General features: G+C 59.2%; 14 protein-coding genes. 3 read left to right on the top strand and 11 right to left on the bottom strand.

The annotated features are described in order from the left end of the window. Window positions 1-84: 84 nt before the first annotated feature. Genes AB6724_RS00755 through pilV form a run of 6 tightly spaced genes read right to left on the bottom strand, consistent with a single transcriptional unit; the run spans window position 85 to window position 7,917 of the window. On the bottom strand, window positions 85-666 hold the full coding sequence (locus AB6724_RS00755) for a GspH/FimT family pseudopilin (protein WP_369336591.1): 582 nt from the start codon (window positions 664-666) through the stop codon (window positions 85-87). Further along, window positions 663-1,172 (bottom strand): type IV pilin protein, encoded by a 510-nt coding sequence (locus AB6724_RS00750; RefSeq protein WP_369336590.1) that lies wholly within the window; start codon window positions 1,170-1,172, stop codon window positions 663-665. The genes AB6724_RS00755 and AB6724_RS00750 overlap by 4 nt, the downstream gene beginning before the upstream one ends. After that, window positions 1,169-5,587 (bottom strand): pilus assembly protein, encoded by a 4,419-nt coding sequence (locus AB6724_RS00745; protein ID WP_369336589.1) that lies wholly within the window; start codon window positions 5,585-5,587, stop codon window positions 1,169-1,171. The genes AB6724_RS00750 and AB6724_RS00745 overlap by 4 nt, the downstream gene beginning before the upstream one ends. Window positions 5,588-5,595: 8 nt before the next feature. Further along, window positions 5,596-6,225 carry a pilus assembly PilX family protein gene (locus AB6724_RS00740; protein WP_369336588.1) on the bottom strand — a complete coding sequence of 210 codons (630 nt, stop codon included), beginning with the start codon at window positions 6,223-6,225 and terminating at the stop codon, window positions 5,596-5,598. A gap of 1 nt (window position 6,226) precedes the next feature. Next, window positions 6,227-7,252 carry a PilW family protein gene (locus tag AB6724_RS00735; protein ID WP_369336587.1) on the bottom strand — a complete coding sequence of 342 codons (1,026 nt, stop codon included), beginning with the start codon at window positions 7,250-7,252 and terminating at the stop codon, window positions 6,227-6,229. Beyond that, window positions 7,249-7,917: a type IV pilus modification protein PilV gene (pilV, locus tag AB6724_RS00730; protein ID WP_369336586.1), complete on the bottom strand. Its 669-nt coding sequence runs from the start codon at window positions 7,915-7,917 to the stop codon at window positions 7,249-7,251. Before pilV ends, AB6724_RS00735 begins: the two co-directional genes overlap by 4 nt. Before the next feature lie 95 nt (window positions 7,918-8,012). Between pilV and ribD the strand changes: the two genes are divergently transcribed. Next, window positions 8,013-9,131, top strand: coding sequence for a bifunctional diaminohydroxyphosphoribosylaminopyrimidine deaminase/5-amino-6-(5-phosphoribosylamino)uracil reductase RibD (gene ribD / locus AB6724_RS00725; RefSeq protein WP_369336585.1), 1,119 nt, complete (start codon window positions 8,013-8,015; stop codon window positions 9,129-9,131). Between the two features lie 63 nt (window positions 9,132-9,194). Further along, window positions 9,195-10,898, top strand: a complete 1,704-nt coding sequence (locus tag AB6724_RS00720) for a phospholipase D family protein (protein WP_369336584.1) — start codon at window positions 9,195-9,197, stop codon at window positions 10,896-10,898. Here AB6724_RS00720 and AB6724_RS00715 read toward each other — a convergent pair. Next, entirely contained in the window at window positions 10,852-11,898 is a 1,047-nt protein-coding gene (locus AB6724_RS00715; protein ID WP_369336583.1) for a tRNA dihydrouridine synthase, read from the bottom strand. The two genes, AB6724_RS00720 and AB6724_RS00715, sit on opposite strands and share 47 nt — an antisense overlap. 210 nt (window positions 11,899-12,108) lie before the next feature. Between AB6724_RS00715 and AB6724_RS00710 the strand changes: the two genes are divergently transcribed. Continuing rightward, window positions 12,109-12,660, top strand: coding sequence for a hypothetical protein (locus tag AB6724_RS00710; RefSeq protein WP_369336582.1), 552 nt, complete (start codon window positions 12,109-12,111; stop codon window positions 12,658-12,660). Here AB6724_RS00710 and AB6724_RS00705 read toward each other — a convergent pair. The 4 genes from AB6724_RS00705 to AB6724_RS00690 all read right to left on the bottom strand — a co-directional run bounded on the left by AB6724_RS00705 (window position 12,657) and on the right by AB6724_RS00690 (window position 16,588). Beyond that, window positions 12,657-13,766 (bottom strand): methyltransferase, encoded by a 1,110-nt coding sequence (locus AB6724_RS00705; protein ID WP_439329813.1) that lies wholly within the window; start codon window positions 13,764-13,766, stop codon window positions 12,657-12,659. The two genes, AB6724_RS00710 and AB6724_RS00705, sit on opposite strands and share 4 nt — an antisense overlap. A gap of 105 nt (window positions 13,767-13,871) precedes the next feature. After that, the gene (locus AB6724_RS00700) at window positions 13,872-14,396 is read right to left on the bottom strand and encodes a GNAT family N-acetyltransferase (RefSeq protein ID WP_369336580.1); all 525 of its coding nucleotides are present in this window, start codon (window positions 14,394-14,396) and stop codon (window positions 13,872-13,874) included. A gap of 268 nt (window positions 14,397-14,664) precedes the next feature. Then, entirely contained in the window at window positions 14,665-16,104 is a 1,440-nt protein-coding gene (locus AB6724_RS00695; protein WP_369336579.1) for a coniferyl aldehyde dehydrogenase, read from the bottom strand. 127 nt (window positions 16,105-16,231) lie between these two features. Next, entirely contained in the window at window positions 16,232-16,588 is a 357-nt protein-coding gene (locus tag AB6724_RS00690; RefSeq protein WP_369336578.1) for a hypothetical protein, read from the bottom strand. Window positions 16,589-16,602: the final 14 nt, after the last annotated feature.

The following is a 16,602-nucleotide window of genomic DNA, read 5'->3' as shown; positions in this document are numbered from 1 at the left end:
CATTCAAACCCTCTCAAGCATGAGATCGTAACTATCCGTGGCGTGTCGCATCGATTTGTGCAACAAAGCCCACGCAACGACTGCTCACCCCACAGAGTTTGGGGTACATGACGAGTCATTCGATGGCCGACAGGAACGGACTCGCCCCGTGAGGGCCACAACTATGCGGCGCATTTCCGCATTCGCCTGCGCCGCAACAATATCGTTTCGAGCAATTGTCAATGTCAAATTGGCAACCCCAGCTGGCAACCCATAACTCTTTGCATAGCCAGATCCATTGAACATTATGTATGGATTTGCTGAATTCGCATTACCCGTTCCGGAGATCGTGATATAGCTAGGCATTGCCTCGCGCTCCAACACCAAGACATCGGAATTTTCCGTATAGACATTATCACGATCTTTATCCACAAAGACAATCAATCCCGAGCTCCAATTTTTTCCGTCAGCAGGAACGACCATCGCATTCAAACCTGTTTTCATGGCTTCGGCACGTGCCGCATTAATAGCTGACAACAGCGAATTAGTAATGGATGTCATTTCCGAGTTACGCTGAAATGACACAACCCCCGGAGCAGCCACCATCAGCAAAACTGCGGCAACTGCCATCGTCACCATCAGTTCAATAAGGGTAAATCCCTTTTTGAAATAAAGAAACTGTCTCATGGCCAGCACAGTTTGAAGTTGGAAGCAGAGACCGTACCACTACACGATTTTCTGCCAGTACTACTCATGGACAGCGTACCCACCTTTGGGTCGTTTTGCAGTGGAATGGCCGACACATTGACACAATCTGCAATAGATGTACCTGTGCATGCAGCAGCCTCCAAACGATAGTACGAATTGGAAAGCGAATCTCCCGAGAATGTCTTCATCGGTACAGATACAGGCGTCACTCCCCCACATGCGGCAGCGGGAGAAGGTGCCGAAGCCGTTGCCACAGCAGTGGCATTGGTCGTAAATCCTATATAGCAATTGCGCTGCGTCTTATAGCGCTCTTGCTGCAGCAAAAGCTCAGCCAACGCAGTTCTTGCTTGAGCCCTGCGCCCTTTCAGAACTGAATCCGTATATGCAGGATAGGCCACTGCCGCGAGTATTGCAACAATAGCCACGGTAATCATCAGCTCTATCAGAGTAAAGCCATTTGAGCGACTTAATTTCATAGCACTCATTTATTTTTCATATCCTGATAATTGAAAATCTGGCGCCACTCAAGACGCCCAACAACTTCATTGACCGTCACATTTTGTCCCCCACCACTCACACCCGACTGCCCCACCGTCACACCACGCTGCACCGTGCTGCGAATTCTTCGCCCAGTGCTATCGCTCTTGGTTTCCGTGGTTTCCGATGCATTGACAAAAAATATCGCTGGCCCCGGAATTCCCACAAGCGAAGGCACATAGGTTCCCTTTCCAGTGAATATATTGAATGCATATTGATTTCCACCTCCAGCAGCAGCAGAGCACGAACCCGGCGAACTTCCCGAGGCTCCAGGAATTACCGTATTAAAAGCTGCCGAGCCAACACCGAAGTCAGCAATTGAGCTGACCATTTTTTCCCCTGAGGATGGCAGATCGATATACCAACCGGATCGCATGCTGGCATCCGTATTAGACAATGGACGCCCCCATTTAAAGGCACTCAACGCAATGGTTTTTGCCGTTGTATCGACAGTGCCGGCAATCAGACGCCCTCTGCCACTGATAGCACCATCACCTACAGGACTAGCATCCGCGATCGCAGAACCATTGTCATACAAGGTATAGAAAGAATTGGTCAAGGTGGAGTTATTGTCTGCAGACTCCAAATATTTTCCAGTTCCAAAAGCCACATAAAAGGTTTCGATCCCTGCCACAATAGGTCCGGAGAACAAGGTCGGAGCCACCGTGATGGGCTGCACGTCCCCACTGCTCGTCTTGGCTGCGTACAACGGATAGGGACTAGGAGAGCTAGCAGTCCCCTTATTGAAGAAGGACAGGCTATCGACGCTCCAGTTTGCAGGAAGCACACTATTGAAATTGCTCAGCTTCCACAATTTTCCATGCATATCCCCCGCGTATACATCTGTCACCTCACCAGCCGAGCCATAGAGCGGGGTGAAGTTGACAAGCCCCGGAGCTACGGTTGCAGCCAAAGTAGCATCTACGGGCAGAGAGATTTTGTAGTAATTATCCCCCAGTGACCAAGCAGTACCCACAGGTTTATCCAGCGCAAGAAGGAACAATGCCGGCTTTCCGCTTGCGCTGAATAGGCCCGCACCATCCAGAACGTAGTTGTTCACACCGCTGGCAACCACCACAAACCAACGATATGTCGGTGCACCGGTCCCCGAGCCACTGGTTTTGAATTTCAGAATGCGGGGCTGCCCCACAACTTGACCCATATCCGGGTCATCGGCACGCTTGAACTCCCAAAGCACTTTAGATGCGTCAAAGGAAGAAGGATCTGAAACATCCAGCGCAAACACCCCCGCCCCCCCCCCGCCAGTGCCTCCTGCAAGAACGGTTTTCCAATCAGCTGCAACGTCATTGGACGCGACCTGCGCATCACCCAAGGCCAAAGGTGCATCTACATAGTTTTGATGCGTGGAGGCGAACGTCGGATCGGTAAGTGCAGACAGCTTCGGTCCCAACCAACTGGGGATATAGCCAAATAGCTCTACGCCAGTATCTGCATTAAATGCATGCAGCATGCCATCATTGGCACCGGCAAAAACCACCTTGGCACGGCCCCCATATTGAGAACGGAAAGCCGCATACCCCGTTCCCGCATACATCAACCCAGGACCGCCGGAATAAACCACATTGGAGTTGACAACATCACCCATCAGCGAAGTACGAACTCTGAATGGATTCCCCTCCAGCGACCTATCACCCCGAATATAGTTCAACCGATCCTGACCTCGATTGTCCGGCGTAGCCGCCGGAGCAGCCTTGTTCAAGTTCGCCTGCAAAGCCGCATCGATGGAGCCCCAGGCAAAATTAGTTGCAGCCGGATTCGCCGTACTACCTTCTCGCCCCACGACGATATTTCGTCCGGAAGCCGCAGAGGTTCGCGTATCCAGCTTGTTAGCAGCACTCCACACCTGAGCACCGAGGGTCACAGCCTTGCTTGCAGCATCTACGCTCAAGGACTCGGCCACCACATCACCACTCCAGTTGCTGGTATCAAAACGCGCCGTATAGAGCGTCGTGCCAGAACTCACAGAGCTGGAGGCCGCGGCCCCCCCGGCAATACTGCGCGCTGCCGTTGAGGCTCGACCAAAAATTGCGTCAAATGCACTTAAAACACCTCGTGCATCACTTTGCAGGTAATAAGTCTGCGCATCACCTGGAGCCGCTGATTTTTTCCAGACATTATCGTCATTCGTGCCGTCATCGCGCTTGAATGGATTGCCTTTGGTGTTATATGGCTTTGCCCCGGTATTCGTTGGATCGCTCTCAAAACCACCGTACTTGGCAGCGATAAATAATTGATTGGATGTGCTACGCGTAGCATAGTCGCTACTTGCGCTTCCCTCATTGACGTCAAATATGAATGTCTTCACACGCAAACCTGGCCGTTGCAATGAATTTGGAGCTCCGGAACTGTCTTTCCAGTCCGTGCCGCGGATATCCCGCATATGCGCCCAATAAGCAGAACCAATGATCTGGCTTCTCCCCGTATTGGTTATCACACTGTTTATGCTACCGTTTGCAGTATTGGGATTTGAGATTGTCTGTGTCACTCCCTGTCCATCCACATAGGTGCCACCCGTATTGGCTTCATACTTACCGACGATACTGCGCCAGTAATTGATATCTGGAATATTATTCGCTGCACTGGCTGTAGGGAGACGATTCCCATCCCAGGTATTCTTATCACCGATCACAACCACATTGCTCTTGATACAGGAATAGTCGGATGCATTGGTTCTAGCTCCACCATATGGATCCGTCCATGATGTATAGACAGGAAAGCCGTCTTTCATGACGTCGTTTATACCGCTCACGGCACTTGTGCTTGGCTGCAACCCCTGGAGATAACGCAGTGCCTCGTAATGCAACTCACCTACAGGGTCATACTGCTTGTACATCCCTGGCGTAGCTCCCGTGCGGCCAAATTTATTCAGATAATTAATGACCCCGCTAACACCCATTGCATCGCCCTCGGGGTTGGTTTTGAAGACCCCCGTGTTGGCATCCCACTCAATTTTTGAATTACCTGTCGACGACGTATTATCCCGTCCGAATTCGTCAAAAGTCTTACCCCCCACGTATTTCATCGGCGCACGCAAAACCCCCCCATAACGGCCATTTGAGGAGCTTTGCGTTTGATCCATGAGATAGCCAAAGGCCGCAAGTCGCAATTGATCGCTATACTTCTGAATCACTCCAGTCGGCTTGTATTTTCCATTGGGGTACTGACGACAGAGACCGTAATCACGCACATCTTGCAATGCGCCACCACTGGAGGCACAGACCTGCACGCGAGAATAGAAGAAGCCATCCGTATTCAAATCACCCGACCCTTGCGGCGGGGTCCATGATCCTGCGTAATCACTGATATAGCATTTCGGACCACTAACGCTTGAAGGCGTACCAAGATTAGCAGTCGAACACGTCACCCCTGTACCATCCCTGCTGTAAACAGGGCCATGACGCCAATAATACTTGGCACTACCACCGCTACCAGTGCTGCCGCCATACCAAATCTCCTTAACTCCGGTGAAGGCGCAAGCAGCATTATTGGATGCACAGGAAACTGCAGTACCTGGCAAATCATTTTTTGTATTTCCCCAATTATTGCTATTGACAATAGCTCCAATTGCCGAAGATGGGCTTGAACTCAATGTATAGCTGGCAGGCCCTGTAGATGAATTTCCCGTCGCTGAACCTGCTCGAAAATAAATTCTATTCAATGTATTAGCCACATGGATATCATTCGTACCAGCGGCTGTCCTCATTGCTAGAGGAATTGCTCCCCAGTAGTTTCCAGCCCCCCCTCCACTCCTGGAAAGAGTTTTATCCGGGAAATATGATCCATCATTCCAGAAATCGGCCGGAGTAGCCCCACCATTTGGCAAAACGGCACGTTGCAAAATGGTGAGTCCATCCTGATCTATATAGCGATCACCCCCCGACAAAGCAAGGCGCAGCATATCGATGGCCGAATTTGAGACCCAATTCAGAAAATTTCCACTGAATGCATCGGAACACATCCGATTGCTTGCAGCTCCACTGCGATCAAAACGTTTGTAGTCCGTGCTACTCAATCCGCTGACTGGTGTTTCTGTCGGTGCATTGTTATAGGTATAGCAGCTTTCCGCATCGTAATATCCAATGTATTCATTGGTATTGCTGTAACTATCTCGATATTGAGCTCCTACCGTTGGAAATTCCACAGACAGTGCCAAAGCCAATGTGGGCTTATCGACTGTTACGGCTGCATAGAGTGGTTCCCGCGCCAGGTCCACCGCTTTGAAGGCAGGAGGAGTACCGGAACTTGAGGCCCAGAAAGAAACCAGCCCTACCAAAGGCAAAGCCAACCATGCCAAGCGGGCTAGGGCCGTACGCGGAAAATACGATTTAATTCGATGAGACATGTGCAATCTCAATTGCGATAAATAATTTGAACGACGGCTTGAGTTTCTTGACTGGGGCCGAATCCCATGGCAGTGACCCGGTAGACATATCGATTTTGCGCCTTGGTCCGAGAGGTCAAAGGATCCGGAATGGGTTCAATCACATATCTAGGCGGGCGAGCGGGCTGGACCCCTTGGGAACCCGAGGCGAATGGGCGACCGGTAAATGCGCCGAACTCTGCCGTCGGCGCTGCATTGCCTGTTGCTGTGAAATCCACCGTAAGCCAAGCCGGCTTGGCATCACCCGCATTCAAGGCACACAGACCAACGCTTTGTGCAGACGTTCCGCAGTTCGCCAAAAACTTGGCTATATCGGTGTTGCCGCTGGCAAAGATGGAATTGCGTTTTGAAGACGAGGTGGCCGGCAAGCCTTCAATATCGAACTCGGCATCCATCAAAGCTGCCTCTGCTGCTTGCCATGCCACTTGCATATCCCGATCATTGCGCGTGCCTCGCTCTCCCATCATCGCGAGTTGCACACCGCCAACACCCAAGATGGAGACGATAACCAAGATGAGCAACACGACGATCAGAGAAAATCCCCTCTGCCGTTGCCGAAAGCCTCTTTGCTCCATCGGTACATGGCTAATGGAGTTCATATCAAAAACTCTCCAAATCCTGGAAATTGCGCAGATGCACCGTAAAGGTAACGACCTGCCGCATGCGTCCATCCGCGGGAGGCGCAAACACAGTTCCAGGGTCCGATGTGGATGAAAATGCGCCCCCCAGAGCAGTGGCCGATCCCGAAGCTTTGGTAGAGCCCAGCGGGTAAAAGGTTTGGGAATCCTTATCAATGCCGGAGCCTGGCAAGGAGCGCAGAACCATGCCAATACGCAAGCTGCGCACACGGCGCCAGTTGGCATAGGTCGCAACATCGTTGCCGGCTACCGTGAGCTGATCGGCCCTCAAATACCTTTCCGGCACGGAATCGGTTGCCAATGTCGGAGCCGCGCCCGGCACTACTCCGTCCACGCCGTAGAGCACCTGGAAATTTTCAACCCCTTGCACCAATGGCTCTGACTTAAAACTGCCTTTACTCTCTTCATAAGTACACATCAAAGCAGGCTCGCCATCACTGCCCGCCTGTACATGCAGGATGCTGATGAAGCGATCATCTCGGCTGGTAGGCGTCGCCGTTGGGGCAATGCCAAGGCAATTAATCATGGTGCCATCGGATGCAGAAGAGCCTGCATTGGCGGTGCTCACCTGGGCACGAAGGACCAAGATATCGCTGTTCTTTCCCAGATCGCTATTGCCCCAGCTGGAACCGCCGTTCCAGGCGTCACTTGGGGAACGCTGTTTATCGTTGAGCCCGAACACATGAGGCTCGGGATTGCCGTCAAGTCCTGCGCTAGCAACTCCGCCGCCTTTCATAAAAAACACATTTTTGAAGCCTGCCTGCACGCCAATGCGCTGCACCATATCCTGGGCAAAGCGCGCGTTATCACGCAGTTGAGAAGCAGCATCAACCGCAAAAAAACCTTGCCTAGACACCAGCAAAGCGGCCACAGCGGCTAACGCGATAAGCAGGCCCAAAACCATGGCCACCATCAACTCAATCAGCGTCATGCCACGCTGCGCGTCCGGCATCCTCCGACTACTCAAAGTGATCAGAGATTTCTTCATGTTCCACTCGCCGCGTTACCGCTGGTCACGGGAAAAATAAGATAGGGCGCAGTGGAGGCGTTTTCCAGTGCACTGCTATCGGTCTTGCTGTTATCGGTGGATGCTCTCGTCCAACCGATCTTGATGACAGCAGTGGTCTGGTCGGCACTCGCTGCCGTGCAACTCCAAACAGGCATGCCGCTGGCATCGTAAGGAGCGGCGTCAAAACACACCGACACGCGCGCACCTGGCAGCTCCATATCGACCCTGGCCAGCCAATCGGTCATTTCGGCCTTTGCAACTTCCAGCACAGAGCTGCAACCCGAGCTGGCATTGCCAACATTCAGGCAATAGGACGCATTGCTTCCCATGCTCAAACTCCCGACTGCAAATGCCCCCAGATACGGATTATTGGTTGCATCATTGACCGTTCCAACAACCTTGTTGCCACGCATCATCTCTGCCAGTTCGCGGGCCAGTGAAGCCGCACGGCCTTGCAAGCGGGCCTGTTGAGTGGCTTGCAACGAAAATGCTTGCATGCCCACCATACCCAGCAGGCCAAAAGAAAGCACAACTATGGCCACCAAGACTTCGACCAGCGAAAGGCCGCGCTGCCTTCTGCCAGGATCGAGGAGCCGTTTCGGGCACCGGAGTGGGCCTCGTCGCGAAAAAACGCTTGCATTCATAACAGGAATACTATGGCAGTTACCAAGTTTTGCCGACTCCATTCAACCTGCCCAAAGTACCGTTTGTAGAGAAAATCCATATTTCTGCCCTTGTTATGAATGAAGCTTTGAAGAAACCATCCGGGATGGATCTGGCACTGGCACAGGCCGTCACATCCATGTTCCGCACATCACCCAACCCTCGTGTCGGCTGCGTCATCATCTCGTCGCAAGGCATGCTGCTAGGCCAGGGCTCCACCCAGCAGGCCGGCGGCCCCCATGCCGAGATCATGGCGCTGCGCGATGCGGCGGCCAGGGGCAATGATGTGCATGGCGCTACTGCCTATGTGACGCTAGAGCCCTGCTCCCACCACGGGCGCACCGGGCCTTGCTGCGATGCGCTGATCGCCGCCGGCATAGGCAAGGTGGTGGGGGCGCTGACCGACCCCAACCCCCAAGTGGCGGGCCAGGGTTTCGAGCGCCTGCGTGCGGCCGGCGTTCAGGTCGAGGTCGGCCCTGGAGCCGCTGAATCGCGCGAACTGAACATCGGCTTTTTCAGCCGCATGGTGCGCGGCACGCCCTGGGTGCGGCTGAAGGCCGCCAGCTCGCTGGACGGCGTGACCGCCTTGCACAACGGCCAGAGCCAGTGGATCACCTCGCCCGCGGCCAGGGCCGACGGACATGCGTGGCGGGCGCGCGCCTGCACGATTCTGACGGGCATAGGCACCGTGCTCGAGGACAACCCGCGCCTGAATGTGCGCGATGTGCAGACGCCGCGCCAGCCCCGCATCGCCGTGGTGGACAGCAAACTGGACCTGCCCATTGACGCTCATGTTTTAAAAGCACCCAGCGGTTGCCTTGTCTACACTGCCAGCCAAAACCAAGCCAAGATCGAGCAATTGCAAGCGCTGGGCGCTACGGTTGTCGATATGCCCAATGCCGCAGGCAAGGTCGACCTCGCGGCCATGCTGCGCGACCTGGCCCGGCGCGGCACCAATGAGCTGCACGTGGAGGCCGGCTTCAAACTCAACGGCTCGCTGATACGCGAAGGCCTGGTCGATGAGTTCCTGTTCTACCAGGCACCCAAGCTATTGGGCACCGGAGCCATGGGCATTGCCAATTTCGGGCCACTCGATGCGCTGAGCCAGGGGCTGCAGCTGGAGTTCCAGGATGTCGCGCGCCTGGGGCCGGATCTGCGCGTCGTGGCGCGGGTTCAGGGGCGTTCCGGCTTTTGATTTCCTGCATGGCCGACAGCCGTCCGACAAACAGCCGCCACCTTCATCGGTTACAACGCAGTCATGACGGCCAGCCCTTCCCGCCACCTGAAATCCCCGCCGCCAAGGGCCTTGCGGCACTGGGTTCTTCCATGCATCGCGGCCCTGGCGATGCTGCTTGCGGGCTGCGCCTCTTCCTTGCCCAAGGATGTGGACAGGCCGCTCTCCACGGCGCTGGCCAGGCCGCAGGATACGCCGCTGGGCGCCCTGGTGAGACAGGCCCGCCCGGCGGGCGTCAAGCCGGGCGCCTCGGGCTTTGTCCTGATTGCCGGCCCCGAGCACGCCTACAGCAGCCGCCTGGCCCTGGTCGAGAACGCCAGCCAGACCCTGGACCTGCAGTACTACGCCATCCACGCCGATCACAGCACGGCCCAGCTGCTGCGCGCCATTGTGCGCGCCGCGCGGCGCGGGGTACGCGTGCGGGTGCTGCTTGACGACTTCCACAGCACCGGCCCCGACGCGCAGGTCATGCGCCTGGCCTTTGTGCCGAATGTGGAAATGCGCATGTTCAACCCGCTGAGCGGCTCACGCGCCTCGACCCTGGGACGGGCCTGGGCCCTGTTCACGGACTTCCAGCGTGCCCAGCAGCGCATGCACAACAAGCTTTTCGTCGCCGACAACGCCATGGCCGTGATGGGCGGCCGCAATCTGGGCGATGCCTATTTCGACGCGGCCGACGACGACAACTTCGTCGACCTGGACATACTGAGCGCAGGCCCCGTGGTCAAGGACCTGTCGCACAGCTTTGACAGCTACTGGAACAATGTGCGCGCCTATCCCGTGCAGTCGCTGATCAGCGAAAAAGAGCTGCTGCAGCTCAAGACCCAGTTCGCCAAGGAGGACTCGCAGCCCCAGCCGGCCGACCCGGGACAGGCTCCGGCCCAGAGCGAGCAGCCCATGGAACTGGGGCGGCTGCACTGGATCTGGGCCCAGGCCCTGGTGCTGGCCGACGATCCCGCCAAGATTCCGCTGGAAGGAGAGGACCATGCAGGGCAGCAGGCCTCAGCCGGGGCCGGCACCTTGCCCGTGAGGCAGCCCAGCCATGCTCCGGCCTCGGCGGCACAGCTGCTGAACAACGATTCCGTGGTCGATGGCCTGCTAACCCTGATCAAGACGGCCAGGCAGGAACTGCTGGTCGTCTCGCCCTACTTCGTGCCCGGCAAGGAAATCATGTCGGCATTTCGCGCCGCACGCGACCGTGGGGTGCGCATACGCGTGCTGACCAATTCCCTGGCCTCCAACGACGCCCCGCTGGCTCATGCGGGCTATGCGCGCCACCGCCGGGCCTTGCTGGAGATGGGCATAGCGCTGTACGAGCTGCGCAGCGAACCCGCCAACCTGCGCTCGGCCCTGAGCGCCGGCGGGACCGGCTCCAGCGGCGGCAGCACGGGAAAATCGCGCGCCATGCTGCACACCAAGCTGCTGGTGGTCGACGGGCGTCTGGTCGTGGTCGGCTCCATGAACCTAGATATGCGCTCTCAGCTGCAGAACACCGAGCTCGCCGTGCTCATCGCCAGCCGCAGCTTCGGCAAGCTGGCCAGCGACAATATCGACGACAGCCTGCCCGAAAACAGCTGGCGTGTGGAGATCGATCCCGAGGGCCGACTGATCTGGCGCGCGCCCCAGGACAGCGGGCTTCAGGACATGCATTCCGAGCCCGATGCCAGCCTGGGCCTGCGCCTTATGCTGCAGCTGCTAGGTCCGCTGGCGCCCGAGAGTCTGCTGTAAGCGCAGCGACCTCGGGCCAGGCCCATTCCCGGCCCAGGTCCCGCTGCGGCAATGCCTGAACCCAGGCACTGATCGCGCGCTGGTCCGTCTGGGTGCGCACCTCCTGATAAGCCTGTTCCGCCTCGGGAAAGCGCCGGCGCATCAGGTTCAGCCATTGCTTGAGCCGGCCCGCACGCTGGCGCGGCTCCAGGCCCTCACACACCATATGCCAGAAACGCTGGACCTGCGGCACCAGGGCCGGCCAGTCCACCACAGCGGCCGCATTGACCGTCCCCTGCTCCACGGCGGCGCGGATTGCCAGCGCCAGCCCCGGATCGGCCACAATGCCGCGCCCCAGCATCAGATCGTCGCAACCGGAAACCTCGCGGCAGCGCAAAGCCTCTTCCACGGTCCAGATCTCGCCATTGGCGACCACGGGCACGGGCACGGCTTCGCGGATGCGCGGAATTTCCTCCCAGTAGGCCGGGGGGCGATAGCCGTCGAGCTTGGTACGCGCATGGACCACGATTTCGCAGGCTCCGCCCTGGGCCATGGCCTGGGCGCACTCCGTCATCAGCGAGCGGTCGTTGAAGCCCAGGCGCATCTTGGCCGAGACCGGCAAATGCGCGGGCACCGCACTGCGCACGGCCTCGACCACGCGCGCAATCTGCGCGGGGTCCTGCAGCAGCGATGCGCCGCCGCCATGGCGGTTGACCACCTTGGCCGGGCAACCGAAGTTCAGATCTATGCCTTCGGGTCCTAGCCGGGCCAGGTTGGCCGCGTTATCGGCCATGCTGACCGGGTCCGAGCCCAGCAACTGGGCGCGCACCGGCACGCCGGCCAGCGTCCGGCTGCCGTTGCGCAGCTCGGGCATGGTGCGCAAAAACACCTTGTCGGGCAGCAGCGAGCCCGTGATGCGGATGAACTCCGAGACACAGCGATCGGCGCCGCCCACGCGGGTCAGCACATCGCGCAACACAAAATCCAGCAGCCCTTCCATGGGCGCAAGCAGCAGTTTCATCGCAGCAGATTCATATCAGGAAAGGCCGATAGCGCTTGCTCTACATGCGCTAACAGCTATTAATTCAGAAGCACCCGGCAAGCTGTAGGCGCCAGATTTCCGGGCAATGCCAGCGCAATGCACTGCGGATTGCCGCAGATTCACACCACTGTCACGCAACTCGCATGCAATACGCATTGTTACAACACGTATCACCTCCCCCGCCCGGCCATGATTTTGCAAAAAACCGCCAAAGCCCTGGAAGAGCTTCAGCCAGGAAAACGCCAGTTGCCACAGCGCGCACGCTCTGTACTGCTGGTGGCGGGCGGCAAGAGTCTCGATGAGATACGGAGTCTGCTGGGCGCAGATCATGCCGAATTGGCGCAGCAACTGGTGGCTCAGGGTTATCTGCAGCTTGCTTCGGCCCACTCTCCGGGACACAGCGCCAAAGCACAGGCCGGCCAGATCGCCCCCCCGGCCACGGCAGAAGCCGCCGGCGCGGACCAGGCACCGCCCGCCATCAATATGGCGGGCACGCGCATGTATTTGTTCGACCTGTGCGAACGCCTGTTTGCCAACCGCCACGAGGCTCTGGCCCAGGCCTTGCGCACCCAGCTGCGCGAGGCCAGGGACCTGCCCACGCTACGCGACGCCGGCCTGTCCCTGCTGGCTGCGGTGCAGGAGCATGCGGGCGAGGAACGTGCCCAGTCGCTGCAAGAGCGTCTGGCGGCCCTGCTGGCCCATGGCGCCGGGGGCGAAGCGCTCGAGACCGGCGCGGCCTAAGCTGCGGCCAGGCGCCACAGCGAGGTCACTTCGGCCGCACGTGCGGCGTGCAGCGGATCCTCGCGGTCCTGAACCTTGCCGTGATGCGGGCGGATATCCTCCCGCCCCAGTACCTTGAGGCCTGCGGCCTCGATCCAGCCCAGCAGCTCATCGCGCTTGCGCAGCTTCAGGTGCTCTGCCAGATCGGAGATGATCAGCCAGCCTTCGCCGCCAGGCAGCAGATGCGCGGCCAGCCCTTGCAGAAAGCCGCGCAGCATGCGGCTGTCTTCGTCGTAAATCGCCTGGTCGAGCAGCGATGCTGCCTTGCCCGGCAACCATGGCGGATTGCAGACGATCAGGCCGCAGCGCCCTTCGGGAAACAGATCCGCGCGCTGCAGCTGCACCTTGGCAGCCAAGCCCAGGTGCTGCAGGTTCTCGTCCGCGCAGGCCAGGGCGCGCTCGCTCATATCGCTGGCCAGCACGGACTTCACGCCACGCTTGAGCAGTACGGCCGCCAGCACGCCCGTGCCCGTGCCTATATCCCAAGCCTGCTCCAGGCCCGTGGCGGGAATCGCGGCATGCGCCACCAGATCCAGGTATTCGCCGCGCACCGGAGAGAACACGCCGTAGTGCGCATGAATGCGGGCCCCTTTCAGGGCCGCAATCTCCACGCCCTTCTTGCGCCATTCATAGGCGCCCACCACGCCCAGCAGATCGCGCAGGGGCACGAGCACGCCGCGCGCACCGCCTTCGATCTGCGGCCGACCCCAGGCCTGGACGCAGGCCGCGCTCCAGTCCGGCGCGCGACGCAGGGCACAGTGCCACTGCTCGTCCAGCTCGATCAGAACGCTGGCCAGCAGGCGCGCACGCTGGGCCTGTGCCTGGCGGTACAGATGAAAGGCCTGGGGGAAATCGGCAGCGGCTGCCGGAGCCTTGCGGCGGGACTTCTTGTCCAGCCTGCGGCCCAGCGCCAGCATGAGCTGGCGCGCGTTCTGGAAATCGCCGCGCCAGACCAGCACAGCGCCTTCGCTGATATGGCGAAAAGCCGTATCGGCGGGCGTGGTGTCATCGGCAGGCTCGAGGCGCTTGGGCCGGGGCAAGCCGCTTTCGGCGCGCCACATGGCCATGCACTCTTGCCCCTGCTCCTGCCACTGCAGCAGCGAATAAGCGGTGACTGAGGCCGCGACGTTGTGGTTGGGGGTCTTCACGGCCTGTCTTTCAAACCGCCTGGATCAGGCGTTCAGAGGGCGCTTGACGCGCACTTCTTCGATCTTGATGCTGCCGATCACGGCCGTCTTGGCCGTGGACATTTCGCGCTTGAATCCCGCCATTTCGTGGAAACGCAGGGCACGCTCGTTGCGCAGCGGAATCCAGGCTGTGACATTGGTGCAGCCTTCTTCCAGCAGACCATCGCGGGCGGCATCCCAGAGGGCCACGCCAACGCCTTGGTTCCAGTGGGTGGGAGCCGCGTAGATGGCCCAGATCTCGCCAGTGGTCTGACGGGATTTTTCGTCACGGGAGCGGTCGAAGCCGACGAAGCCCACGATCTTGTCGCCGTCGATGGCGACCTGGACTTGCGGCTCGCAGTATTCAATGGCCTCGCGCCAGTAAGCCTGGCGCTTTTCAACCGACGACATGGCCTTCAATTGATCGTCGGGAACCAGACCTCGGTAAGCCTCCAGTGCGGAAGCAGTATGGATCTGGGCAATCGCTTTTGCATCGCGAAGAGTAGCGGGACGGACCTGGATACTAGACATGGAAAAACCGGAGCGGAAACATGTAAGAATAGAAAGGGCGTAATTGTCTACATATTCAGAGTTTTGGCACGCGGCTCTATGGTTAGCCATGTGCTCAACTACGGCTGTTCGCAAATCCTTGCCCTACAGCACTCTATGTGCTATGCGCTCACCTAAGCAGAGCACAAAGCCCTCGCTCATCAACGGTTTCCATTGAATTTAAGGCCGGGATCCGGGGCCCGCAAAGCCCCCCGGCGGCGATAGGAACGGCCCGGATCTCAGACCGGCGTCACAGCCAGCGGCGCATGAAATCCATCACCTGGTCGAACTTTCGGCCAAACGGCGGGTACAGCAACGAGGTCGCGGCCCAGCGCGACTGCACGAACACGGCTTTCTGATGCACAAAGCGCAGAAAGCCCTGCTCCGAGTGGTAAGCGCCCCAGCCGCTTTCACCCACGCCGCCAAACGGCAGATTCTCGTGCGCCACATGCAGCAGGGTGTCGTTGACGCACACGCCGCCGCTGACGGTACGCGTCAGCACCGCATCGCGCTCGGCCTCGTCATTGCCAAACCAGTACAGCGCCAGCGGCCTGGGGCTGGCATTGATGGCATTGATCACGTCCTCGATGCGCTCATAGGAGATGACCGGCAGGATGGGGCCGAAGATCTCCTCCTGCATCAGCTGCATCTCGCCCGTGGCGCCGAACACCAGGGCCGGCGCGAACTGGCGCTCCACGGCCTCGCCCCAGGCCGTGCTGTCGCCTTCCACGGCGGGCGCGGCCGCCTCATGCATCCAGTGCACCTGCGCCCCCAGGCTCTGGGCCTGGCGCAGCATCTGCTTGAGCCGCGCCAGATGGCGCTTGCTGATGATGGCCGTGTAGTCGGGGTTGCCCGAGATGCGCGGATACAGCCGCTGCACCGCGGCCTTGAAGGCCTCGGCGAACTCCTGCTCCCGCCCGCGCGGCAGCAGCACATAGTCGGGGGCGATGCAGGTCTGGCCGGCGTTGACCAGCTTGCCGTAGGCCACCTTGAGCGCCACGGCCTGCAGATCGCAGTCCTGCGCGACGATGCAGGGCGACTTGCCGCCCAGCTCCAGCGTGGTCGGCGTCAGATGCACGGCGGCCGCCTGCGCCACGCGCCGCCCCACGGCCGTGGAGCCGGTAAACAGCAGGTGGTCGAACTGCAGGCCCGAAAACTGCGTGGCCACGGCCACATCGCCCTCGATCACGCAGAATTCCTCGGGCGCGAAGAACTGGGCCACCAGCTCCGCCATCTTGGCCGAGGTATGCGGCGTCAGCTCGCTGGGCTTGAGCATGACCCGGTTGCCGGCCGCCAGCGCCGTGATGGCCGGTGCCAGCGCCAGCTGCACCGGATAGTTCCAGGGCGCGATGATGCCCACCACCCCCAGCGGCTGGCGCTCCACCCAGGCCTTGCCGGGCTGCAGCATCAGCGGCGTGCTCGCGCGCTGGCGCTTGGCCCATCGGGGCAGATGCCGCAGGGTGTGCTTGAGCATGTTCCGCACCAGCATCAGATCCAGCATCTCGGTCCAGCGCTCGGAGCGCACACCGAAGTCCTGCTGCACGGCCGCGCACAGCGCGGCGCCGTTCTCGTCGAGCATTTTCTGCAGCCGCAGCAGACGCTCGCGCCGCACCAGCAAAGGCACATCCACCTGCGCGCGGCTAGCTTGGTATTGCAAGTCAAAAATGCGGTGCAAGTCCATGTAGTTCATGCCTATCCGAAGTCCCTAATCACAGCCTGCACGATAACCCGTTACAGCGTAAACACAGCGTAAAAAAAGAGCCTGCTGCTCATCGCACAGGCTCTCGGTGCTTCTGCGGCGATGCGCAGACAGCTCTCTACGATTCGTGCACCTCACGCGGCTTCACATCGGTCACATCGCCGGCACCGGGCAGCACGCCGCGGCGCGAACGCGCTTCGCGCGCGTCCTTTTTGGCCTCGGCATCGCCCGACGATTGCGCCATCCACGCGGCACCCGAGCGGTATACCGTCTGCCAGCCCGCAAAAGGACTCATGACGCCCATGCTCATGGGCACCACGGGCTGGCCCGTGAGCTTGGCCCACAGGGCGCGCAGGCCCCAGGCCAGAGCGATCAGGCAGGCCACGCTCAGCAGGCACAGAAAGAACACCAGGCCCACCAGCATCAGCACGATGCGGATGACCCAACGGGTGGCGGTGGTGGCGAAATCGTTCAAAGCAATACCTTTCT

The organism is Comamonas guangdongensis (genome assembly GCF_041079535.1).
Taxonomy (GTDB): domain Bacteria; phylum Pseudomonadota; class Gammaproteobacteria; order Burkholderiales; family Burkholderiaceae_C; genus Comamonas; species Comamonas guangdongensis.
The sequence above is the reverse complement of the archived record's forward strand: the minus strand, read 5'-3'. Positions and strand labels throughout refer to the sequence as shown.

What these genes read in the sequence shown, in the direction of transcription:
- AB6724_RS00740 (WP_369336588.1), bottom strand. Translation starts at nt 6,225, where the DNA reads ATGAACTCCATTAGCCATGTACCGATGGAGCAAAGAGGCTTTCGGCAA.
- AB6724_RS00745 (WP_369336589.1), bottom strand. Translation starts at nt 5,587, where the DNA reads ATGTCTCATCGAATTAAATCGTATTTTCCGCGTACGGCCCTAGCCCGC.
- AB6724_RS00705 (WP_439329813.1), bottom strand. Translation starts at nt 13,766, where the DNA reads ATGGCCATGTGGCGCGCCGAAAGCGGCTTGCCCCGGCCCAAGCGCCTC.
- ribD (WP_369336585.1), top strand. Translation starts at nt 8,013, where the DNA reads ATGAATGAAGCTTTGAAGAAACCATCCGGGATGGATCTGGCACTGGCA.
- AB6724_RS00720 (WP_369336584.1), top strand. Translation starts at nt 9,195, where the DNA reads ATGACGGCCAGCCCTTCCCGCCACCTGAAATCCCCGCCGCCAAGGGCC.
- AB6724_RS00715 (WP_369336583.1), bottom strand. Translation starts at nt 11,898, where the DNA reads ATGAAACTGCTGCTTGCGCCCATGGAAGGGCTGCTGGATTTTGTGTTG.
- AB6724_RS00755 (WP_369336591.1), bottom strand. Translation starts at nt 666, where the DNA reads ATGAGACAGTTTCTTTATTTCAAAAAGGGATTTACCCTTATTGAACTG.
- AB6724_RS00695 (WP_369336579.1), bottom strand. Translation starts at nt 16,104, where the DNA reads ATGAACTACATGGACTTGCACCGCATTTTTGACTTGCAATACCAAGCT.
- AB6724_RS00750 (WP_369336590.1), bottom strand. Translation starts at nt 1,172, where the DNA reads ATGAGTGCTATGAAATTAAGTCGCTCAAATGGCTTTACTCTGATAGAG.
- pilV (WP_369336586.1), bottom strand. Translation starts at nt 7,917, where the DNA reads ATGAATGCAAGCGTTTTTTCGCGACGAGGCCCACTCCGGTGCCCGAAA.
- AB6724_RS00700 (WP_369336580.1), bottom strand. Translation starts at nt 14,396, where the DNA reads ATGTCTAGTATCCAGGTCCGTCCCGCTACTCTTCGCGATGCAAAAGCG.
- AB6724_RS00710 (WP_369336582.1), top strand. Translation starts at nt 12,109, where the DNA reads ATGATTTTGCAAAAAACCGCCAAAGCCCTGGAAGAGCTTCAGCCAGGA.
- AB6724_RS00735 (WP_369336587.1), bottom strand. Translation starts at nt 7,252, where the DNA reads ATGAAGAAATCTCTGATCACTTTGAGTAGTCGGAGGATGCCGGACGCG.